General features: G+C 34.8%; 27 protein-coding genes. 25 read left to right on the top strand and 2 right to left on the bottom strand.

The features are described from left to right. Window positions 1-27: 27 nt before the first annotated feature. From purC to HZI73_RS19680, 19 genes are all read left to right on the top strand, one after another. Complete coding sequence (gene purC / locus HZI73_RS19770) at window positions 28-738, top strand: phosphoribosylaminoimidazolesuccinocarboxamide synthase (protein ID WP_212695088.1); 711 nt, start codon at window positions 28-30, stop codon at window positions 736-738. Between the two features lie 28 nt (window positions 739-766). Then, window positions 767-2,140 carry an amidophosphoribosyltransferase gene (gene purF, locus HZI73_RS19765; RefSeq protein WP_212695087.1) on the top strand — a complete coding sequence of 458 codons (1,374 nt, stop codon included), beginning with the start codon at window positions 767-769 and terminating at the stop codon, window positions 2,138-2,140. Window positions 2,141-2,208: 68 nt separating this feature from the next. After that, the gene (gene purM, locus HZI73_RS19760) at window positions 2,209-3,231 is read left to right on the top strand and encodes a phosphoribosylformylglycinamidine cyclo-ligase (protein ID WP_281418895.1); all 1,023 of its coding nucleotides are present in this window, start codon (window positions 2,209-2,211) and stop codon (window positions 3,229-3,231) included. 17 nt (window positions 3,232-3,248) lie between these two features. Then, window positions 3,249-3,875 (top strand): phosphoribosylglycinamide formyltransferase, encoded by a 627-nt coding sequence (purN, locus tag HZI73_RS19755; RefSeq protein ID WP_212695085.1) that lies wholly within the window; start codon window positions 3,249-3,251, stop codon window positions 3,873-3,875. Between the two features lie 26 nt (window positions 3,876-3,901). Beyond that, window positions 3,902-5,161 carry a phosphoribosylamine--glycine ligase gene (gene purD, locus HZI73_RS19750; RefSeq protein ID WP_212695084.1) on the top strand — a complete coding sequence of 420 codons (1,260 nt, stop codon included), beginning with the start codon at window positions 3,902-3,904 and terminating at the stop codon, window positions 5,159-5,161. Window positions 5,162-5,362: 201 nt separating this feature from the next. Then, window positions 5,363-5,755 (top strand): OsmC family protein, encoded by a 393-nt coding sequence (locus HZI73_RS19745; RefSeq protein ID WP_212695083.1) that lies wholly within the window; start codon window positions 5,363-5,365, stop codon window positions 5,753-5,755. Between the two features lie 442 nt (window positions 5,756-6,197). Next, on the top strand, window positions 6,198-6,863 hold the full coding sequence (locus tag HZI73_RS19740) for a hypothetical protein (RefSeq protein ID WP_212695082.1): 666 nt from the start codon (window positions 6,198-6,200) through the stop codon (window positions 6,861-6,863). A 99-nt stretch (window positions 6,864-6,962) separates the two neighbouring features. Beyond that, a complete protein-coding gene (locus HZI73_RS19735; protein WP_212695081.1) occupies window positions 6,963-7,292 on the top strand; it encodes a PadR family transcriptional regulator in 330 nt (109 codons plus the stop codon). Then, on the top strand, window positions 7,289-7,702 hold the full coding sequence (locus HZI73_RS19730; protein ID WP_212695080.1) for a permease prefix domain 1-containing protein: 414 nt from the start codon (window positions 7,289-7,291) through the stop codon (window positions 7,700-7,702). Before HZI73_RS19735 ends, HZI73_RS19730 begins: the two co-directional genes overlap by 4 nt. Window positions 7,703-7,738: 36 nt before the next feature. Next, the gene (locus HZI73_RS19725; protein ID WP_212695079.1) at window positions 7,739-8,605 is read left to right on the top strand and encodes a DegV family protein; all 867 of its coding nucleotides are present in this window, start codon (window positions 7,739-7,741) and stop codon (window positions 8,603-8,605) included. A 40-nt stretch (window positions 8,606-8,645) separates the two neighbouring features. Continuing rightward, complete coding sequence (locus HZI73_RS19720; RefSeq protein WP_212695078.1) at window positions 8,646-9,485, top strand: DegV family protein; 840 nt, start codon at window positions 8,646-8,648, stop codon at window positions 9,483-9,485. Between the two features lie 195 nt (window positions 9,486-9,680). Then, on the top strand, window positions 9,681-10,394 hold the full coding sequence (locus HZI73_RS19715) for a nuclease-related domain-containing protein (protein WP_212695077.1): 714 nt from the start codon (window positions 9,681-9,683) through the stop codon (window positions 10,392-10,394). Window positions 10,395-10,411: 17 nt separating this feature from the next. Next, window positions 10,412-10,876 carry a hypothetical protein gene (locus HZI73_RS19710; protein WP_212695076.1) on the top strand — a complete coding sequence of 155 codons (465 nt, stop codon included), beginning with the start codon at window positions 10,412-10,414 and terminating at the stop codon, window positions 10,874-10,876. Window positions 10,877-11,301: 425 nt separating this feature from the next. Then, window positions 11,302-12,750 (top strand): Kelch repeat-containing protein, encoded by a 1,449-nt coding sequence (locus HZI73_RS19705; RefSeq protein ID WP_212695075.1) that lies wholly within the window; start codon window positions 11,302-11,304, stop codon window positions 12,748-12,750. Between the two features lie 46 nt (window positions 12,751-12,796). Then, window positions 12,797-14,254 carry a Kelch repeat-containing protein gene (locus HZI73_RS19700; RefSeq protein WP_212695074.1) on the top strand — a complete coding sequence of 486 codons (1,458 nt, stop codon included), beginning with the start codon at window positions 12,797-12,799 and terminating at the stop codon, window positions 14,252-14,254. 97 nt (window positions 14,255-14,351) lie between these two features. After that, window positions 14,352-15,484, top strand: a protein-coding gene (locus HZI73_RS19695) for an IS3 family transposase (protein WP_246552224.1) whose coding sequence is annotated in 2 segments (ribosomal slippage) — window positions 14,352-14,598 and window positions 14,598-15,484 — 1,134 coding nt in all. Because the reading frame shifts where the segments join, the coding sequence is not laid out codon by codon here. A gap of 232 nt (window positions 15,485-15,716) precedes the next feature. Beyond that, entirely contained in the window at window positions 15,717-16,199 is a 483-nt protein-coding gene (locus tag HZI73_RS19690) for a YcxB family protein (RefSeq protein WP_212695073.1), read from the top strand. A gap of 67 nt (window positions 16,200-16,266) precedes the next feature. Continuing rightward, window positions 16,267-16,668 carry a hypothetical protein gene (locus HZI73_RS19685; RefSeq protein ID WP_212695072.1) on the top strand — a complete coding sequence of 134 codons (402 nt, stop codon included), beginning with the start codon at window positions 16,267-16,269 and terminating at the stop codon, window positions 16,666-16,668. Window positions 16,669-16,733: 65 nt separating this feature from the next. After that, window positions 16,734-17,426 carry a class I SAM-dependent methyltransferase gene (locus HZI73_RS19680; RefSeq protein WP_212695071.1) on the top strand — a complete coding sequence of 231 codons (693 nt, stop codon included), beginning with the start codon at window positions 16,734-16,736 and terminating at the stop codon, window positions 17,424-17,426. Between the two features lie 203 nt (window positions 17,427-17,629). Here HZI73_RS19680 and HZI73_RS19675 read toward each other — a convergent pair whose 3' ends face one another. After that, the gene (locus HZI73_RS19675) at window positions 17,630-18,034 is read right to left on the bottom strand and encodes a type II toxin-antitoxin system HicB family antitoxin (RefSeq protein WP_212695070.1); all 405 of its coding nucleotides are present in this window, start codon (window positions 18,032-18,034) and stop codon (window positions 17,630-17,632) included. 47 nt (window positions 18,035-18,081) lie between these two features. Next, window positions 18,082-18,279, bottom strand: a complete 198-nt coding sequence (locus HZI73_RS19670) for a type II toxin-antitoxin system HicA family toxin (protein ID WP_212695069.1) — start codon at window positions 18,277-18,279, stop codon at window positions 18,082-18,084. A 176-nt stretch (window positions 18,280-18,455) separates the two neighbouring features. Between HZI73_RS19670 and HZI73_RS19665 the strand changes: the two genes are divergently transcribed. The 6 genes from HZI73_RS19665 to HZI73_RS19640 all read left to right on the top strand — a co-directional run bounded on the left by HZI73_RS19665 (window position 18,456) and on the right by HZI73_RS19640 (window position 22,946). After that, window positions 18,456-18,647: a small, acid-soluble spore protein, alpha/beta type gene (locus HZI73_RS19665; protein ID WP_246552223.1), complete on the top strand. Its 192-nt coding sequence runs from the start codon at window positions 18,456-18,458 to the stop codon at window positions 18,645-18,647. Window positions 18,648-19,001: 354 nt separating this feature from the next. Beyond that, complete coding sequence (locus HZI73_RS19660) at window positions 19,002-19,352, top strand: J domain-containing protein (protein ID WP_212695067.1); 351 nt, start codon at window positions 19,002-19,004, stop codon at window positions 19,350-19,352. A 38-nt stretch (window positions 19,353-19,390) separates the two neighbouring features. After that, complete coding sequence (locus HZI73_RS19655) at window positions 19,391-20,464, top strand: hypothetical protein (RefSeq protein WP_212695066.1); 1,074 nt, start codon at window positions 19,391-19,393, stop codon at window positions 20,462-20,464. A gap of 142 nt (window positions 20,465-20,606) precedes the next feature. Continuing rightward, on the top strand, window positions 20,607-21,218 hold the full coding sequence (locus HZI73_RS19650; protein ID WP_212695065.1) for a TetR/AcrR family transcriptional regulator: 612 nt from the start codon (window positions 20,607-20,609) through the stop codon (window positions 21,216-21,218). Between the two features lie 207 nt (window positions 21,219-21,425). Then, the gene (locus HZI73_RS19645) at window positions 21,426-22,013 is read left to right on the top strand and encodes a hypothetical protein (protein WP_246552222.1); all 588 of its coding nucleotides are present in this window, start codon (window positions 21,426-21,428) and stop codon (window positions 22,011-22,013) included. Between the two features lie 66 nt (window positions 22,014-22,079). Continuing rightward, window positions 22,080-22,946 carry an SDR family NAD(P)-dependent oxidoreductase gene (locus HZI73_RS19640; RefSeq protein ID WP_212695064.1) on the top strand — a complete coding sequence of 289 codons (867 nt, stop codon included), beginning with the start codon at window positions 22,080-22,082 and terminating at the stop codon, window positions 22,944-22,946. Window positions 22,947-22,983: the final 37 nt, after the last annotated feature.

The following is a 22,983-nucleotide window of genomic DNA, read 5'->3' as shown; positions in this document are numbered from 1 at the left end:
AAGATATGCAGAGAAAGGACGATAGAAGTGAAAAAAACCACATTATTATACGAAGGTAAAGCTAAGAAGGTTTTTAAAACGGACGATGAAGAAAAATTAATCGTTTCCTATAAGGATGATGCAACGGCATTCAACGGCGTTAAAAAAGGGTCCATTGAGGAAAAGGGAAGCGTTAACAACCGTGTGTCCAACTATTTAATGGGCTTACTTGAAAAAGAGGGCATACCCACCCATTTGATTGAAGAACTAAATGAACGGGAAACTGTTGTTCGAAAAGTTCAGATCGTACCATTAGAAGTCATCGTAAGAAACATCGCAGCAGGCAGCTTAAGTAAACGCCTTGGTCTTGAAGAAGGGACCAAAATGGCAAGCACTGTTCTAGAATATTGCTATAAAAACGATGATCTAGGTGACCCCATGATTAATGATTACCATATCTATGCCATGTCATTAGCTACGGAAGAGGAATTAAAAACCATTGCAGATATGTCTTTAAAAATTAATACAACATTAACCACATATTTTGCTTCCATTAACATCGAGTTAGTGGATTTCAAGTTGGAGTTTGGAAGAACATCAGATGGTCATATTATATTAGCTGATGAAATCTCACCGGATACATGCCGTTTTTGGGACAAAAATACCGGTGAGAAATTAGACAAAGACCGTTTTAGAAGAGACCTTGGCAAAGTGGAAGATGCTTATCAAGAAATTTTAAAAAGAACATTAGGCAAGTAACGGATACGTAGAAAGGGGTACATATCAAATGTTTGATAAGCTAAAAGAAGAGTGTGGTGTATTCGGTGTCTATGATAATAATGAGTTGGATACATCTAGGTTAACTTATTATGGGCTTTTTGCTTTACAGCATAGAGGTCAAGAAAGTGCAGGTATAGCCGTTAATAATAATGGAACCATGTTATATCGAAAAGAAATGGGCATGGTATCTGAGATATTTGATGATGTGGTGTTGAACTATTTAAAAGGACATTCTGCTATCGGACATGTACGTTATTCCACCACAGGTGAGAGTTATGCAGAAAATGCTCAACCACTTGTCATTAAATATACAAAAGGGCACATGGCCATTGCACATAATGGTAACCTTACCAATGCGGCTGCTCTGAAGCATGCATTAGAAAAACAAGGAACCATCTTCCAGACCACGTCAGATACAGAAATTATTGCGGCACTTTTGTCAAGAAGCCGTATAAAATACAATACCATTGAAGATGCTTTACAAGAAGTTATGACACAGATAAAAGGTGCTTATTCCTTACTGGTTATGACTCCCCATAAGCTTATAGCGGCAAGAGACCCATTAGGTATGCGACCATTGGTGATGGGTAAAAAAGAAGACTCCTATGTATTTTCTTCTGAGTCATGTGCTTTTGATTCTCTTGGTATTGATTTAATAAGAGATGTAGAACCAGGAGAAATTATCGTGGTGGATAGTAAGGGGATGCGATCCATACAAATAGAAACGCCAGAGAAATCTGCAACATGTATTTTTGAATACATCTATTTTGCTAGACCGGATAGTGTCATGGATGGTATTGAAGTATTTACGTCTCGGTTTGAGGCAGGTAAGGTGTTAGCAAAGGAATACCCCGTTGATGCAGATGTGGTTGTTGGTGTGCCGGATTCAGGTTTAGCAGCAGCAAAAGGTTTTTCACAGGAATCGGGTATCCAATATGTGAATGGTTTTATGAAGAATCGTTATGTTGGACGTACCTTCATTCAACCAAGTCAGGATATGCGTGAACTTGGTGTACACATGAAGCTAAATCCTATTCGTAGTCAGATTGCTGGTAAAAAAGTGGTCATGATTGATGATTCTATTGTAAGAGGTACGACTTGTAGAAAGATTGTTAATCTGCTAAAAGACGCTGGTGCTACAGAAGTACATGTACGAATTTCATCACCGCCGGTTAAGCATTCTTGCTATTTTGGTATTGATACACCAGAGAGACAGAAGTTGGTGGCAAGTACCATGAATAATGATGAAATTAGAGAGCTTATTGGAGCTGATAGTTTAGGATATATTAGTCAGGCAGGACTGTTAGGTACGTGTAGAAATGGTAAGCGGGATTATTGTATGGCCTGTTTTAATGGCAGGTACCCCATTAGTGTGGACTAGGTTGTTGTTAAAATAACGTTATTTTGGTGTATGTAAAGTGTGAGTATGAGGAGGATAAGCACATGGCAATGGATTATAAAGCTTCTGGCGTTGATGTAGAAGCAGGGTATCAGGCTGTTGAATTGATGAAGAAGCATGTAAAGACAACTTTTCGTGAAGAAGTTGTAACAGATATAGGTGGTTTTGGTGGTTTGTTTTCATTGGCAAAGCATCAGATGGAAGAACCTGTTTTGGTTTCGGGTACAGATGGTGTAGGCACTAAGTTGAAGATTGCGTTTTTACAAGATAAACATGATACAGTCGGTATTGACTGTGTCGCTATGTGTGTAAATGATATTATATGTTCAGGTGCTGAACCATTATTTTTCCTTGATTATATTGCTTGCGGCAAGAATGTACCTGAAAGAATCGAAGAGATTGTGAGTGGTATAGCAGATGGTTGCCGTCAATCAGGAGCTGCCCTTATTGGTGGTGAGACTGCTGAGATGCCTGGGTTTTATCCAGTGGATGAGTATGATATGGCTGGATTTGCTGTAGGTATAGTGGATAAGAAGAAAATGATTAATGGTCAGAACATGAAAGAGGGCGATGTACTAATTGGTATAGCATCTTCAGGCATTCATAGTAATGGCTATTCTTTGGTAAGGAAACTTTTTGAACCAACGCAAGAGAATCTTTCCGTATATATGGAGGAGCTTGGCAGCACATTAGGTGAAGCTTTAATACAACCAACAAAGATTTATGTAAAAGCTATTGGAGCCATTAAAGATAAAGTAGCTATAAAAAGCATCAGTCACATTACAGGTGGCGGCTTTATTGAGAATATTCCAAGAGCCTTAAAAGAAGGTTGTTCAGCGAGTATACAAAAAGGAGCATGGCCTATTCCAGCCATATTTAATGTAATACAGGCAAAAGGTGACATAGAGGAAAAGAGTATGTATAATACCTTTAATATGGGTATTGGTATGATGGTGATTGTGGATGAAGCAGAAGCGGATACAGCTATTGCATTATTAGAAGCAGCGGGAGAAAAAGCATATCGTATTGGAACAATAGAAGCAGGTGACCGAGAGGTTATGTTTAAAGGTTAAGAAATGGAGAGTGTAACATGCTTAGAGTTGGTGTCCTTGTTTCAGGTGGAGGGACCAATCTTCAGGCTATTATTAATGGTATTGAAGAAGGGTACATCCCTCATACGCAGATTGTTTCTGTCGTAAGTAATAAACCCAGTGCTTATGCGTTGGAACGTATAAAAAAGTATAACATTCCTGGTAAGTGTATCAGGCCAAGGGATTATGCATCTAGAGAAGCCTTTAGTCAAGCTCTAAAGGAACACTTTGAAGCATTGGAAGTGGACTTAATTTTGTTAGCTGGCTATTTGGTGGTGTTATCAGAGTCTTTTGTCAAGGCTTTTCCAAATCGTATTATGAATGTGCACCCATCGTTGATTCCTGCTTTTTGTGGTGGTGGCTTTTATGGGCTTAAGGTCCATGAATATGCTTTAGAACGAGGTGTTAAAGTGACAGGAGCAACGGTGCATTTCGTGGATGAAGGGACAGATACAGGACCGATTATTTTACAGAAGCCTGTGAAAGTAGATGAATCCGATACACCAGAAAGTCTACAACGTCGCGTAATGGAAGAAGCAGAATGGACCATTTATCCAGAAGCCGTTAAATTATACGCAGAAAATAGAATACAAGTTGAAGCTGGCCGGGTTAGAATAAAAGTGTAATCGAAATAGAAGGGACGATAAGGACAATGAACATTTTAGTTGTTGGCAGTGGTGGTAGAGAACATGCTATCGTATGGAAATTAGCCCAAAGTAGTCGTGTGGATAAGCTATATTGTGCACCAGGTAATGCTGGTATTGCGTCACTTGCAGAGTGCGTGGACATAGCGGCAACGGATATTGAGGGTTTATTAGCTTTTGTTAAGGCAAATCCTGTGGACCTTACGGTTGTGGGGATGGATGATCCATTGATGCTTGGTATTGTGGATCGCTTTGAAAGTGAAGGTTTAAGTATATTTGGACCAAGGCAGAATGCTGCTATTCTAGAGGGAAGCAAGGTTTTTTCAAAGGAATTAATGGAGAAGTATCACATTCCAACAGCAGCTTATGCAAGCTTTAGTGATCCTGTATTAGCAAAAGCATATATTCAATCAAGTGATTATCCCCTAGTCATTAAAGCGGATGGTCTCGCATTAGGTAAAGGGGTGCTTATATGTGACAGCCTTCAAGAAGCAGAAGCTGCTATCCATACCATCATGATAGAGAAAAAGTTTGGAGCAGCAGGAGATACCATTGTTGTGGAAGAATTCATAACAGGACCGGAAGTATCTGTACTTGCATTTTGTGACGGTGAGCACATTGTACCTATGGTAAGTGCCCAAGATCATAAACGTGCAATGGATGGCGATCAAGGACTTAATACAGGGGGTATGGGTACTTTTTCGCCAAGCAAATATTATACAGAAGCGATACATGACATCTGCGTGCAGCAAATTTATCAACCGTCTATTGAAGCCATGAAACAAGAAGGGAGACCTTTTACAGGGATTATGTTCTTTGGACTGATGTTAACGGATAAAGGACCAAAATTACTGGAATATAATGCTCGATTTGGTGACCCAGAAGCTCAAGTTGTCTTACCAAGGTTGCAGACAGACTTGGTAGATATTATCGAACATGCTATGGATGGTAAGTTAAATGAGATGGATATTCAGTGGGACAATCAGTCTACTGTGTGTGTAATTCTAGCATCAGGCGGTTATCCCATTCAATATGAAAAAGGGTATGCAATTAATGGGTTAGAACATTTTCAAGATCATAAAGACATCACCGTATTTCATGCTGGTACACGGTTAGATAATGGAAAGTATTTAACCAATGGAGGACGTGTGTTAGGTATCACTGCAACAGCTAATGACATGACAGCAGCAAGGGAAAAAGCTTATCAAGCGGTGGATAAAATACATTTTGAGAAGAAGCATTATCGAAAAGATATTGGACTAAAATAATAAGCGACGCATAAGGCAGCATAAAGATGATACGCAGCATTTTTTCTTTATGGTGTCTTTTTTTATCTTATAAGAAAGTCCTGAATATAGCCTCTTTGATTTAATAGTATTTGCATAAATCGTGTATCCTATAGTAATATTACTAGGTAGAAGATATTAACTATTGTTCATAACAAGTAATGATTGCGAAGGAGGATAACTATGGCAGAAAAAAGTATACACGTTCAATTTAAAGATGGATTTAAAGGTGAGCTTATAGCTCCTAACGATAAGGTGAATATTGGTGTGGAGAAAGGGACGTTGGCTCCATACGATATGCTTTTTGGTGGATTGGCTTCTTGTATGTATGCTACCTTTCTAGAGATTGCAGAGAAAAAACGCATTCATTTTGATTCAGCAGATATTGAAGTAACAGGGGAAAAACGAACAGAAATTCCTACCACATTAAAATGGGTTAATGTGAAAGTGACCATTAAGAATGCTGAGAAAGAAAAGGGATTAATCAAAGCCATGGAAATAGCAGCAAATTACTGTTCAATTTATCAGACCATATCGAAGGTGGCAGAGATGTCTTGGGATATAGAGTTTGAATAAAGAGTGTATGCATATGTGGTACCTCATTAAGGATTACTTAGTGAGGTGCTTTTTATTATGCAAAAAAAACCCTTGAATTTAGCATATGACCTAGAGGTTTTTTGATAGGTGTTAAGGATACTTTCCTAGCGGACACAAATCAGCTTTGTGGAATGATGCTAGCCTCTTTTGTTGTTCTGTTTTTTTATAATAATGATTAAGTGTATGTAAGTGTTTATGATGAATTATATCAGGGAGAGTAATAGTTCTTATATTACTATGTGTATAAGAATAATATTTGTTGAAGTTATAGGTGGTTAAATCCTTATGAAATGGGAGTTTTTTATAAGATTTAAAAATAAAAAATAAATATTACTTTGACAGAAAGAGTAATTGTTGCTATAATAACTATAACACATAGAGTAATTATTCTGTAGTAAAAAAATGAAATGGAGACGATAAAATGAGAAAATCAACAGTTATATTTTCAGGTATTGGTGCTTTTTTAACCATTAGTTTTTTAATCATCATTAATCACATCACTACTCCTGATAATCAATGGAGTATGTATCCAAGTTTCGTCATTGTTTTTTGGCCGATTATTGTTTATTATATCGCCATGAAAAAATACAAAGGCTTATCTTTAGTCAGTGCATTGATTCTTATTCTTTTCCTTGTGATTATTAATTATGAAACATCCCCTGTACACCCATGGTTTTTATACGCATCATACCCCATATTATGGTGGCCAATCCTTATGTATGCGGGCAAATGGCGTAAAAAACTAAGCTTTGCAATTGTTTCTAGTGGTAGTCTGATTGCCTATTATGTGGTGCTGAATGTTATACTAACACCAGGATACCCATGGTTTATCTATACGACTTTTACGTTTTTATGGTGGCCTATTATACATTATTTTGTATTAACAAAAAAATTAATGACTTTTTCTGTTATGAGTTCTCTATTAACATCTGTCTTTTTTATCATTGTTAATCAGGTATCAACACCCCATGTGATATGGGCCATATACCCTGTATTTGTTGTTTTATGGTGGCCCCTTGTGGTGTATTGTTTTAGTTATTTAAGACATAAAAACAACGATAAAACATATAAACAAACAAGCAGATAGAAGTATGTTAACGCCAATATCATCAATTACTTTGACAGCTTGAGTAATGGATGTTAGAATACTTATGTGAGATAGAGTAATTTTTCTTGGAGGTGTACCATGTTAAGCAGTGATACCATTAGAGGTCACTTAGATGCTATTATTTTACGATTAATTATTGAAAAAGATCGCTATGGGTATGAAATATCCAAGGAAATATTAGCAAGGACAGACAATATGTTTGAGATAAAAGAAGCAACCCTCTATGCAGTTTTTCAACGTTTAGAGAAGAAAGAACTCATTAAAAGTTATCATGGGGATGTCACCCATGGAAGAAAGAGAAAATATTATCGTATTACCACACTTGGAAGAGCGTATTATCGGGAAAAAATCATGGAGTGGGAAACAACAAAAAAAGTAATCAATATTTTTATGGAGGGTTGGGAATGAAAAAGATAGAAGCTTATGTGCATCAATTATTTAAAGAAATACCAGATAGTGATAGTAAAAGAAATATGGAAGAAGAAATTATACAAAATTTAGAAGAAAAGGTAATGGATTTAATGGCATCAGGTAAAGAAGAAGAAGATGCCATTAATAAAGCAATTGTTGATTTTGGCGATATAGAAGACATTAAGCGTGAACTTCGCCAGCATTTAACCACTAATCCCACAAAAAGTAAAATGAGACTTATCTTTTCGCTGTGGGCAACAGGCTTAATCATATCCTTAGTCTTGTTCATGAATTTCTACTATACACCAAATGTGATATGGTTTGTATATCCTGTATTTGCAATTATATGGTGGCCTTTAGTTATGTTTTATCTTTGGTATGAGCAGCGAAATCAGCAAGCCAGGTAAAGCCAGGGGCAAAAGTGCAATGGGAGGATTATGTTAATGAGCAAGAAAATAGCTGTTATGGCAGATAGTACATGTGAATTACCCAATCATATTATTGAAAAATATCATATTAAGCTAATGCCTCTTAGAGTAATCTATAAGGATAGGGAATATCGTGATGGTATTGATATTACGCCAGAACAAGTGTATGCTCATCTTCACGAAGAGATTCCTACAACGTCATTACCCATTGCAGAAGATGTCTTGTATCTATTTGACGAACTAGTGGATGATGGGTATACGGATGTTATTGTTATAACGTTAACATCCGTATTAAGTGGAACGTATCAACTTGCAACCTTATTAGGAAAAGCATATAGAGGTTTAGAAGTGGAAGTGGTTGATTCAAAAGCCTTATCCATGATTTATGGTTTTATGGTACTTGAAGGCGCTCGATATGCACATACTGGTAATAAGGCACTCATTCTTGAGAAAATCATGTATATAAGGAATTGCGTTAAGAGCTGTTATATGATTGATACGTATGCCTGTCTGAAAAAAAGTGGGCGGGTAGGTAAGTTCCAAGGAACATTGGCCGACTTGCTTAAGATCAAATTAATTGTTTCTATGGGTCGAGAAGGGAATCTTGAAACGTATACCATGGTAAGAGGAAGAGAAAGAGCCATGAGAACCATGACTCATTTGTTAAGACGGCAATTTAGTCATAAAACATATAAATTGGCTATTGTGAATGGTAATGCTGAAAAAGATGCAAAAGCCATGTATGAAGGTATAAAGGATATTGGAACAGTGAATGAGTTGTTTATGACCAAACTAAGTGCGGTTACTTGTGTGCATACAGGACCAGGTATTATTGGGTATGTGGCTTACGAGATAAAAAACAGGTTTCAGATTAACAGTTAAGATTGCTAAGACAACATATGGACAAATAGGAGGTTACATCATGAAAAAGATAGCAATTATTACAGATTCAGCTTGTGATTTACCAGATCGAGTGATCAAAAAGTATAACATCAAATTGCTTCCCCTTAGAATTATTTACAAAGATCGTGAATACCGTGATCGGTTGGAGATTCAACCCCAAGAGGTATACGATAACATTCAACAAGAAGTGCCAACCACATCTTTGCCAACGGCTGAAGACATTCTGGGTGTCTTTGACCTACTTGTAGAAGAAGGGTATACGGAAGCTATTGTGATTACCTTGTCATCTAGTTTAAGTGGTACATTTAACATGGTCAAAATGCTTGCCAATGACTACGATAAACTAAAAATTAGAGTATATGATTCCAAAACACTGGGTATGTTTCTAGGTTTTATCGTAAAAGAAGCTGCCATCTATGCAGGTAATCATAGTATGGAAGAGATTATACAACGGGCCAGAGTTATACGCAGTAAGCTAAAAGGTGGTTATGTACTTAAGACATTAACCTATTTACGTAAAGGTGGTAGAATTGGGAAGGTAGAAGGTACTGTTGGGGAATTGCTTAATCTGAAACCTATCATTGGGATCAATGATAACGGTGCTTATTATACCATAACCAAAACAAGAGGTTGGAAAAAGGCCGTTACAAAGTTAAGAAAGATGATCTCAGATGAGTTTAAGGATAAAAAGTATCATATAGCGGTTATTCATGGTGGTGCAGAAGAAGAAGCCAATGCACTCATGGACAGTATACAAAACATTGGCCAAATTGCTGAGGGCTACGTGGCACAAATCAGTCCAGCACTGGGGGTGCATACAGGGCCAGGGTTGATTGGTTATGCGGCTTACGAGATATAGATATAGCAGAAGAAAGCATGAAGTAAACATGAGCTGGCTCACAAAAGCATGAAGATGCATGGTTGAGTCAGCTCATTTTTTTGCAGTCAGTATGAACTTGTGGTAAGATGTAGGATAAACAGATGTTTATATAGAAATGCTGTAGCTTTAGGGCTACCTTACATAAGATTATGGTTTTAAAAAGGAGTTAGGTCAATGGCACAGATAATTAATAAATCCAATCATCTAAGAAAAGAATTAATGGTAGACTATATAAAATGGGCAGGTTGTTTTGTGGGGGCTGCATTTTGTGTTGTTCTAGCATTTTTTACATATGGGTTTTCCTTAATAGCAGCCTTAGTACTAGGTATTTATTGTAAAAAGATGAAAGTGAACATTGATATTGTTCGCTCTGGTTTAAAAGGGGAGAAAGAGGTTCTAAAATTATTATCGGGTTTACCAAAACGCTACAAAGTCATTTCGGATTTGCACATACAAGGCAAAAATACATCCAGCCAAATTGACTATGTGGTGGTTGGTGCGAATGGTGTTTTTGTCATAGAAGCTAAAAACGTGAAAGGCCATATTAAAGGTCGAACATCCGATAGGCAGTTAACCCAGTTAAAAGCAGGAAAAGGTGGCAGAACCTACAAAAGAGATATGTATAACCCTGTATTTCAAGTAAAGGGACATGTTATTGGTGTGTCAAAAGTGCTGAAAAAACAAAATTGGCAGCATGCCATTCAAGGCGTGGTGTACTTTTCACATGAGGAATCACAGGTGGATATGCAGTCCAGTGAAATTGCTGTTTTAGTGAAAAATAGGGATGACTTGTTGCGTTATATTAAGCAGTATAAGAAGGATGGTGTGAAGTTAGCGCCTCATGAACAAGGTAAGATTGTTGAATTGTTGAGGGAACATGTGATGTAATTTAAAAGGGGATACATATGGAAAAGAAGAAATATTTAAGATATAGTATATTAATTATTCTAATAGTACTATTAGGTATCTATGTTTATATAAGATACCCTAGAACGATAAATAAAACGTATACAGGTTTAAAATATAAATTAGGAGTAGAAAATATTAATGATTTAGAAGAAGTAACCATTAAAATAAATGGGAAAGTAACTAGCGATTTTTGGCTTAATAAGAAATTCAAAGGAAAGTTCTATATTAGTAATATAGATGAACTTATAACAAATAAAGACAATATTAGCAAGTTAAAAGATGCACCTGTGACAATCATTTATAATAGATTATGGGGATCATTATTAAGCTATCCAATATTTAATTCTGGGAAGGACTGGTCAATTGACTCAGAAATTATTGGAAATATTTATCATGACACAGATTTTAAAGAATTGACTATCCTATGTCCTCAACCAACATGGCGTATAAAAGATGGCTAATGATAACAGCACCAGCAACATTTAGATCAGATGCAATTAGAATATCAAATAGATTAATGAAAGAATATCTTGCAAAAAGTGGCAAAGATGTTATTTTAAAATAAACTCAAGTACTGATAATAAACTTCCAATATTTTATTACATGAGCAAATACCTTCATTGGAACCATCTAAAGTAGGAGATGTTAATATCCTTAGTAATAAAAAGCATTGTTAACGCATTGATTAGTACATAAAGACCTTCTACAAGGAAGGTCTTTTTAAATACTCTAAATGTAAGTTTTGTGCAACGATCAACATAATATTATGTCGAAAAAACAATAACACTTAATTGTACTATCTAAAGATGGTAATTATAAGTCTATATATTATTGGCATATAATGGTAACATTTTAAATAATTCACATACTAAGGAGGACTATAAAGATGAAAAGAAGAATACTCAGTTTGATTATAATTGTATCTTTAATGTTTGCTAATTCACCTTCCGTATTAGGTGCTGAAGGTAATTTAGGCAGTTGGGAAATTAAGGCTAGCATGCCGACGGCAAGAGGTAGTATAGGAGTAGTTGAAGTAGATGGTAAAATATATGCAATTGGTGGTATCGGTGGTGAAGGTAATAAATTAGATATTGTTGAGCAGTATGACCCACACACAAACACTTGGGTAACTAAAGCCAATATGCCGACATCTAGATATGCATTAGGGGCAGCAGTGGCAAACGGTAAAATATATGCAATTGGTGGTATGGATAGCCAAGGTAATATGTTAAATATAGTTGAGGAGTATGACCCAGTAACAGATACTTGGACAACAAAAGCTAATATGCTAACGAATAGATATACAGTGGCTGTAGTAGAAGCAAATGGAAAAATATATGCAATTGGAGGCAATAATAATGGACCTTTAAATACAGTAGAAGAGTATGACCCAATAACAGACACTTGGACAACAAAAGCTAGCATGCCAACAGCTAGAGGGAATTTAGGAGTAGGACAAATAGATGGAAAAATATATGCGATTGGAGGTCTTAATGAAGAAATACTAGATGTAGTTGAATTATACGACCCATTAACAGATATATGGACTTCTAAGACTAATCTTATAATAAATACAGCTGGATTAGGTGTAACAGTATTAGATGAAAAACTCTATGCTATTGGTGGGTCTAATGGGAGTAGCTATTTAAAAGATGTACAAGTTTATAATCAACTTACAGAAAGTTGGTCATTGGAAACAAGTATATCAATGGAAAGAGGAACACTAGGAGCAATTAGTCATAGCAGTAAGATTTATGCAATTGGAGGCACTATTGGAGGTATTGGTGGTCAACTTGATATTGTAGAAGAGTTTACACCTAGTAATGAAGTTATCGAAATTCCATTAAATTTAATTGCAACACCTAATAGTAAATCTATTGTTTTAAACTGGGATACTGTTCAAGATGCTGATAGCTATACTATATTACGATCAACTACATCTAGTGCTATCGATACAGTCATAGCAACTGATATCACTGTCACAACGTACACAGACACTAATGTAACTTCTGGTGTGACCTATTATTACGTTGTTCGAGCAGTAAAGAATGGAGTAGAAAGTGCTGATTCTAATGTCGCATCAGCAATGGTAGAAGAAAATACTAATTTTGCCAACTTGCAAATTAAATTATCTACAACTGATATTTACGAATATCGAATGACTATGAATGATGTTGATAAATTTATGAACTGGTATATTGATAGATCAAATGGTACAGGGCTACCATTCTATAGTTTTCCAGATGATACGAACATTGAACCTTATACAGATATTAATGAGTATTTAATATTTGATAAAATTATTTGGTTTAAGGTAAAAGAGTACTTAAAATAATAAAAGAGAGTATAGTTAGATGTAGAAATACTAAGGAGGAACATAAATGAAAAAATATGGAAAAATATTCAGCTTGATAATGATTGTAGCACTAATGATGATTAATTCACTTTGGGTATTAGGTGCTGAAGGGGAGAATTTAGGCAGTTGGGAAACATTAGCATCTATGACAGGTAAAAGAACACGATTTGGAATTGCAGAAGTTAATGGAAAAATATATCTTGTTGGAGGTGCTGACCCAAATTCTCCTGACCTTAATATAGTAGAAGAATATGATCCACAAACAAATATATGGACAACAAAAGCTAATATGCCAACCGGAAGAAGCGGTTTAGGTGTGGCAGTACTCAATGGTAAAATATATGCAATTGGTGGATACACTAGAAACGGTTTAGTGGCTACAGTAGAGGAGTACGATACTCAGACTAATACTTGGACCTCCAAAGCTAGTATATCCAATCCAAGACACTATTTAAATGCTGTTGCTGTGAATGATAAAATATATGTACTTGGAGGTATTGATAACACAGAAACACTAAGTACGGTAGAAGAATATAATCCAGAAACTAATACATGGGTAATCAAAGAAAGTATGCTTACTTCAAGAGCGGATATGGGCACAATTGCACTTGGTAATAAAATTTATGCTATTGGAGGTGTCAGTAATAGCCAAGGACCTCACAATCAAGTAGAAGAATATGATGTCATGGCTAATACATGGCAAAGTAAAGCAAACATCTCAATTCCAAAAAGAGGGATAGGCGTTGCAACATTAGACGGAAAAATATATGCAGTTGGTGGCAGTGGAGATTTTACATACTATAATACAGTTGAAGTTTATAATCCTGATAATAATAGTTGGAAAGCTGGTGTAAGCTTATCTACAGTAGGTCGTACTTCAATAGGGACTATTAACGTTAACGGTAAGATATATACTTTTGGAGGAAAGAACAACGACGGTGAAGCGGATAGCGTTGAAGTTTATACCCCTTCAGTAAGCATTGAAGCTCCAATTAATCTAACTGCAACAGCGTCTAATTCTGATATAACACTTTATTGGGATACTGTTAACGACGTAGATAGCTACACTATACTTAGGTCAACAACATCAGGTGTAATAGATACAGTAATAGCTAGTAATATCACTGGTACAACTTACACAGATACAAATGTAACCCCAGGAGTAACTTATTATTATGTAGTACGAACAGTGAAAAATGGAGTAGAAAGTGCAGATTCAAATATTGCATCAGCAATGGTTGAGATAAACAATAATAGAGCACTACTATTAATCAAGCTATTAGATGAAAACGACAAAGAGTATGACTTGCCAATTAGTGAAGTAGATACATTTATGACCTGGTATTTTGATAGAGGTATAGGACAAGGTCCAGCGTATTACACTTTTGCAAAAGATTATAATACAGGACCTTACATAAGCAGAAAAGATTATATTTCGTATGATAAAATAATTTGCATAGAAGTTAATGAGTATACAAAATAGTATATACAAGTGTGGGATATCGCTGGTGTTAGTATATAAGTGTGGACACGAAAAGTTTAACACGATAAAATGTTTATAAGAAAAGGAGTGTTAAACAATGTCCAAAACAGGTAACAGATATTCTGATGAATTTAAGCAACAAATTGTTGAGCTGTATAATGCCGGGAAACCCGTATCAGCGTTAAGTAGTGAGTATGGCGTAACAACTGTAACTATTTACAAATGGATTAATAATCTTTCTCCAATTAGAGTTTCAGAAGATGAAACAATGTCCGCTAAAGATTATCAATCAATGAAAAAGCGTATTGCTGAACTTGAGATGGAGAATGAAATATTAAAAAAAGCTACCGCCATATTCGCAAAAAAACACTAAATGAACTTGTCAAATTCATTACTAAATATCGTAAAAAATATACTGTAAAGCTTATATGTAAAGTGTTGAAATTTCCTAGAAGTACTTATTATAAAGCTCTACTTAGTGTACCTTCAAAAAGAAAACTTGAAAGTCAACAACTTCAAGAAGATATTTTGAAAACATATTATAAAAGCAAAAAACGCTATGGTGCACCTAAAATTCACAAAATACTTTTAAAAGATGGAAAATCTGTTAGTTTAAAAAGAGTTCAAAGATATATGAGCTCTTTAGGAATACGTTCTATTGTTGTCAAGAAGTATAAACCACTGTCTTCAAAAGCACCTGTCATGGAACGTGAAAATCTTTTGAATCAAGTATTTGATGCAGATACAATTAATCAAAAATGGTGTACTGACATCACCTATATTCATACGATTAAAGATGGTTGGACTTATTTAGCTTCAGTAATGGATCTCTATAGCAAAAAAATAATGGGCTATGCGTATGGACAAAAAATGACCAGTGATTTAGCCATAAAGGCTGTAGAAAATGCTTGTTTAAATGTTGAGGATACATCGGGTATTATCATCCAAACAGACCTTGGCACTCAATATACAAGCCATCAGTTTATGGACTATATCGCCAGAAAAAATATGCTACAATCATTTAGTCGTAAAGGCAATCCGTATGATAATGCTTGTATAGAATCATTTCATTCGGTACTTAAAAAAGAAGAAGTACACCATCACCATTATTATGATTTCAATATTGCTAGCAAAGCAATATTTGAATATATTGAATCCTGGTACAACAGAGAAAGGATTCACAGTGCAGTTAATTATATGACACCTCAATCAGCTTACGATGCTGCTTAGGGTCAATTAGAAAAGTTAAACTTTTTGTGTCTACTGTATTGACGTAAGTCCACGCTAAAGATATCCTCTTTTCTTTACAAAAAGAAACTTTTGTATAGAGAACACGTGTGATATAATGGTTATTAAAAGTAGAGATGCATAAAGGCTAAATGTCAACTTAGTATGGTTTAATCAATACTAGGACGAGTAATGTTATCAAGGATAGCATATAAAAATAGATTAGGAGTATTTTATGCAAATTATAATAGAGCAAGACAATCCTAAACAAATACATCTAGATGGGTACAAAAAATACTTTCGTAGTCATTATAAAAAGGAAATAATTATAAGTTTGTTAGTTATGATTATTTCATTATGGTGTGTTTATAATGATGCTATTATTATATTTGGTTATATAGGCGGTAGCTTTGCTATTTTTTATTTACTATTTCTTTGGTTGTTCTTTTATAAAGGGCCAATATCAGCAATAATGAAAAGGAAAAGCTCAAAAAGTATCATCATTATTAATAGTGAAGAGATATGTATAAAGGGTGAAAGTGCTGAATTTAAGTATTACTGGAAAGCCATAAAAAAGGTTTACTTGATAAGTAAATATATATTTATTATTGCTCAAGACAATCGTTTTATTATAATAGATAATAATGATCTTGAAGACAATGATATGGAAAAATTACATGACTTTTTTATAAAGAATAAGGTTAAAATTAATGATTAAGGCAAATAATTGAATGCCATTACAAAAGTATTACTTAGTAATGCCTATTAATCAAGGGGGAGTTAGAATGAACATAACAGATAAAAATAGTAATAGACTATTATTAATGGTACTAGGCTTATTTGTGACAAGTAATACCATTATTATAATATATAATTTTTGGTATTTTACTAACCTATATATAGGGGTATATAGTGTAGTTAGTAAAAGTGTACCATTGTTTTTTAGGCTATTTATTGTTTTAGGTTTATCTGTAGAGGTCTATAAAAGGAAAAATTGGGCTAGGTGGGGAGTAGTAATTTTGGCAATCTTATTAGTAGTAAGTAATATAAGTGGATTAATACTACTGCTTGTTGGTTCAATGAAGGGAGTCATATCATTAATAGCTATAGTCTTAAGTATTATTGTAGTATATATGTTGATAGCCTCTAAAAGCATTAAAGATGCTATAAACAAAAGCACTGATTAGTACATAAAAGATCTTCCAAACGGAAGGTCTTTTTATACTGAAATAAAGGGGAGGGTGGAAACATAATGGAAAACCAGTTGAATTTAATTGCAAAATCTTATGATAGAGGCATTGATTTCGGGAGGAGGGGTATTGATTTGTACGAAGATTTACCAGAGCATATTACAAATCATCCTAACTACCCTATGTTTCAAAGGCTTAAAATGGAAGGACTTTCCGATAGTGGACGTAAGGAAATCAAGGATTATCTATCACCAGATATAAATATGAAATTTATTGATCTTGGATGCTGTTTAAACCTAATGTTTAATGGATATGACAAATGGCTCTCAACATATCATGGGGTAGATATAAGCAGCAAAACTATTCAGTTGCTTAATGAGTTTGTTGCAAAGAAGAAATTGGCTATTGGGTCCTTATACTGCGGAAGTATACATGAAACGCCTTTTGAAGAAAATTATTTTGACATTGGCGCATGTGTCGGCATACTTGAGTATTTTGAAAAAGACTTTGTTGAAAAAGCAATCGTCGAAGCTCATCGAATTATAAAGCCTTATGGAAGTTTTGTTCTAGATATTCCAAACGTTAATAGTCCAGTTTTCCAAATCACCATGTTAATTGAGGAGCATTTAGGCAGACCTGATAAATTTAATATGTCATCTCAAGAATTTAATGTTATGTTGCAAGATTACTTTGAAATAGAAAAAACTGAAAAAGTAGCCGGTATGATTCAATATTTCTTGAGTTGCAAAAAGTAATGAACTGAATCGAAAATAAGAAACGTTATATTCAATGTAATATGGAAAAATTAGAGCAAAGAAATTAAAATGCAGGTGTACAGATAGTGGGAGGGTATTCATTTAAGGGGAAATGATTGGCGATTAATCATGACATGACTACTATATTGCTAACTAGGCTAAAGCACTTTTTATGCATAAGAAAAGAGCCTAACTTAGGCTCTTTAATGCATATTTAATTTTTCTCTTAATGCTTCTTGTAACAGTTGCGAAAAATTGATGTTATTAAGCTGCCCTAATACATTTAGCTCGTTAGGAATAGTTAAGGTTTTTTTTACGTAAACATCTTTAATTTGAGCTCTATGGTAAGGCATCCATACATCAATATAAGCAAGAGACTGAGAAGGTTGTAATGCCGCATTGTACTCTTTAAAAGACTTAGGGTCTGGAAGTTTTCGATCATCTTCTTGGTAATCATAAATTTCTAAAGCAAGTCTATCTTTAGCAATGCGACTAACCTCATCCATATTATCAGCTTGGGTCACACAATTCTCAAAATCAGGAAATTCAATTGCGATAGAATCGTCAACAAATGAGAATATAGCGGGGTAGATAAAATTATCTTTCATTTGCAATTCACCTCTTTATGTTGTAGTATGAAAGGGAGTTATCAGGGCTAACTGAACTTTAACCCTGATTGTTTTGCGATACTTTTAATGTTTTTGATATTGAGTGTTTTAACGGGATGGCGAACCGTCACAGTTCCCTTTTTAGTTGGATGTTTGAACTGGTAATGGTCGCCACTTGTTCGTTTTAAATCCCATCCATCTTGCTTAAGCATCTTAATGATTTCCCTAGAAGAATAACTTTTCATTAGTATCACTCCCTTACAATAATATTATACAATGCGTATTAAATACGTGTCAATATGGAAAAAGTGAGATTAGGAAGAATCGAACATGTAATGTTTCGTATACTATCTTATAATTTTATAAGATAGAGGCATACTAAGTATATGCTTATAAAAGGATAATGAAAGAAGGTATGGCGATGAAGCATATACATGATCAACAACCTAATAAGAACAGGTCAAAGGATGGGTCTTATGGTGAGCTTACATCCCGTCAGATAGGCAGTATGGCAAAAGCCGGGCAATTAGGCGGCGAAATGGTGAAACGTATGATTGCTGGTGTGGAGCAGGATATGGCTGATGGCAAGGTAAAACCTGAGGAGTTAAAGTAAGCGATAGGTTTAATAATTGTATAAGGTATGTATAGAAGGATTAAATAGGGTGCGTTAAAGATGGGTGTCGTTATTGGAATGGGACATATCTTTTATCGCACCCTTTTCAACTATTTTATTGCTATATGGCTTTTTAAGTGTATAATAAAATACATAAGCAAACGGTGTGAGTATTATGAAAGAAAAAAGAATGATGATAGAAAGAGGGACACTGGAATCAAATAATGGTGATGAGAATATGTATAGATAAAAGGGGATGATTGCATCGATATAAATGAATTAAAGCGAAAGCTAAGAAGGTTAAAAAGACAAGAGCAACATATTCGATTTCCATACAAACAGGATAACAACAGTATGTCCCTTATATGGCATCAATTTTTCTCAACGAAGGACCTAGATGACAACAGTGTTCAATTTAATCTTGATACATTAGCTAGAATGGGACATGAGGAACGAAAAGAAGTATTCAGCGCTTTTTTTTATTCAGTTTATTATCAGTATTATAAAGAGAATGGTTTATCCTATAAAAACATGTACGACCCAAGTCTATTAAAAGCTTTTGGATTACCTGCTGATGCAAATTTGGATGATATTAAGGAAAGGTTTAGAGTTTTAGCAAAAAAATATCATCCTGATAATGGAGGGGATGCTCAGGATTTTATTAAAGTGATAGAAGCCTATGAACAAATAAAGTCGCATGATTAACATGAGGTATTCCTCTAAAAATAGGAAGGAGAAATAGGATGGAACAAATGATAAGGGATTTAAGATTTGCCAATGAACAAACAGCGGCATATTATCTGAACTTGCTATCAGATATAGATAGCAATAGGGGTACAGGTTATATGGCGTTACATAACTTTTTTAGGGACTTTTATGGGACACTTTTTAAGGAACCAGAAGCATTGGGTATGGAATCATTTCCCAAAGTCAGTTTTAACTCTGGTGAGTTTCATTCAAAAAGTAAACCCTTCAAGCGTGTGAAAGATAAAGTAATAAAGCCTGTATCGGATTGTTTAGATTTAATCTATAAAGTTGCATCACAAGGGCGTTTAAAAGATGACACCATCATAGGTGATAAGGCATTTATGGATAAGTTTATGAAAACTGGCAAGCGTCAAAAGAAAAAGCTACTGGATGCTGTAGTAGAACTTGGGATAAAGATAGATGCAGATGGTGATAGTGTAAGGCTAACAACCCATAAGCAACCAGATATGATAGAAGCATTGCATCTCTTTGCCTTAAAATGTAGTCAGAATATCCATGAAGCAGGTGAATTGTGTTTTAGGATGTGTGATTTTGGAGCATTAGATACCCAATATAAACCTAGTATAGAGGAAATACTCCAGAAACTATACAAGGATAAAGCCTACAATCATATGTCCATACTTCATAAGATGTTGCAGGATAATGACTTTGATATTCGTTATGTTTATGAGCCTCATGTATTAAACTTTGAGATACGTTACACAAAAAAAGAAATAAAAACATCCCCATTAATGGCATTTGTGTTTGATTTTAAAGCTGTAAACCCTCTAAAAATAAGATTGAGATTTATTGCAACATCCCGAATAGTTCCCATCATTCAACGTCAGCCTAAAGCAGTTCAAAAAGATTTTTATGAAACAAGCGGTCAATGTAATGGATGTGGTTGGTGTAATAATCAAAAAGGGTTGTTAAAACCATCTTTATTAAGAATGGATACAAAACATAAAACCATATGCTGGTACGATGTCAATGAATATGACACCATTAATAAAGAAATCATTGACCTCATAAAGGGGTATGTAACGATGCACCTTCAGCTTGTGGGCTAATGGATGCTCTGCATTTGATTTGACTCTATTCTTAATAAGTAAGTATCTTACGCATTGACAGTCTATATACATAGTCTTATAATATAAACCACATAGTATGGACTACGTGGTTTATATTATAAGAAAGGGGCTATTGATTATAATGAAAGAAAAGTCATTTGAGAGAAAAACACAATTGCTTCAATCAGCTTTAGATGAGTTTTCATCCCATAAGTATGATGACGCTTCCTTAAATAGCATCATTAAAAATGCATCTATCAGCAAAGGAACCTTTTATTATCATTTTAAAAATAAACAAGACTTATATCTATACTTAATCGAGCATTCCTCTCATGTGAAATGGGAGTTTATACACCATCGAACACGTGATTTAAACGAAAGCTTTCAGAAAATGGATATTTTTGAGAGGTTTAAATGTCAGGCAAGAATCGGTGTAGAATTTGCTATGGAACATCCTAAGTATCATAAGTTAGCGAAGATGCTGGTCAAAGAAAAGGGAAACGAAATTTTTGATATCATCAAAGAAAGATTGGAAATAGGTACTAATAAGCTGCACGATATGATAAATGAAGGTATAGAAAAAGGTGATTTCAAGCCGAATTTTCCAAAAGATTTTATTCTCAAAACAATCAGCTTTATGTTTACTTATTTTGATGACATATTTTATGCTGATGGGGTGATGGTATTAGAAGAGACCCTTGAAAATCTAGACAATTATGTTGATTTTATGAAGCATGGGTTAGGTACATCATAAGAGAAATATAGCCTAAATATATAAAACTACCAGATTGGTAGTTTTTTTATGTATTTAAATATTTTATCATAAAGATTTGAAACTTTGTTGACAGTCAATAACAGTAATGTTATAATGTAAACCACAAGGTCTAGACCAAGTGGTTTATAAAGTTTAACCTTGTTAAAGTGTAAATAAGATGGCTAGTTATAATCTGAAAGGGTGAGTATGATGGGAAACAAAAAACGTAAAAAGTATGACTTGATTTTCGCGGTGGTTTTTGCACTGCTGACAGTGGTATTCTTAATTTTATTCGCTACAAATGATGCATTTTTTAACTGGGCGTTTGAACGTCACCACAATCAATTGAGCTGGTATATCCGACCCCTGTTTTTAATACCATTCTGCTATTTTGCTTATAAAAGAAGTTGGACGGGTATATCTGTTACTATTTTTTTACTGATGACTAGCATGTTCTGGTTCCCAGAGCCTGAATCATCAAGTGCATTAGTGGAACAATTTTTAGATATGGAAATGGAATACCTGATGGGCAGCTGGGGGATAGCTAAAATTCTCGTTACACTTATTATTCCAATATCTTTTATTGCTTTAGGTATGGCATTGTGGAAACGGAGTTTATGGATTGGTTTATCTGTTGTGGTGTTTATGACTGTAGGAAAAATGATATGGAGTGTTGTTGAAGGAGGGGAATCCGGCCAATCCATTTTTATTCCTGCAATCATAGGTTTACTCATTTGTATAGGCGTCATTTCTTTCGCATACAAAAAATTTGAAAAGAAAAAGAAGCAGTCTTGATTAGTAAGTAAGGCATTGGTACACACTAATAGAGATGGGTTTTGTCAATAAGGAGGCATGAAGAATATGGATAAAAAAATATGTTTAATTACAGGAGCAAATTCAGGTATTGGTAAAGCTGCGGCTATTCAAATGGCAGAAGCAGGCTATCATGTCATTCTGGCTTGTAGAAATGAACAAAAGGGAGAAAAGGCTTTGGAAGAAGTGAAACAATCACATGAAAACAATTCAGCTGAATTAATGCTTGTTGACATGTCTTTGCAATCTTCCATTAGGAAGATGGTCACTGGGTTCCTAGCAAAGTACGATACATTAGACGTACTTATCAGTAATGCAGCACTATTTGATATTACGCAAAAAAAGGCAGTGATGACCAAAGAAGGCATAGAAAAAATATGGGCGACCAATCATCTTGGGGCTGTATTATTAACTGAACTTCTATTGGAATCCATAAAAAGAAGTAACCAAGGTCGAATTATTACAATTGCTTCAAAGGGTTTAATTGTTCATCCCTCCATAAGCGTTGATTTTAAAGACCCAGAATTTCAGAGCCGGAAGTTCAATGTGTCAAAAGCATATTATCAATCTAAAATAGCTCAGGTGATGTACACCTATTGGCTTGCTGATAAATTAAAAGATACAAAGGTTACAGTTAACTGTATACGGGTAACAAATGTGAAAGTGGACATCAGTCGCTATCCTCATCTTTCTAAACTTGCAAAATTTGCATATGCTCTAAAAAGTAAAAAAGCCATTACCCCTGAGGAAATGGCAAGAACATACACCTATTTAGCTACCTCAGATGACGTGAGTGATGTGTCTGGTAAATATTTTGATGAGCATAATAAAATCGTCAATTCTTCAGCATACAGTACTAACGCTGATAATGTGCAAAAAGTGATGGATTTTACAATGAAGTATTTGGATATGTAAGTCCACTTGACAAATCCACCATAATGGTATACATTAT

The organism is Vallitalea pronyensis, from assembly GCF_018141445.1.
Lineage (GTDB): Bacteria > Bacillota > Clostridia > Lachnospirales > Vallitaleaceae > Vallitalea > Vallitalea pronyensis.
Note: the sequence above shows the minus strand (reverse complement) of the source record. Positions and strands in the feature narration are given on the sequence as shown.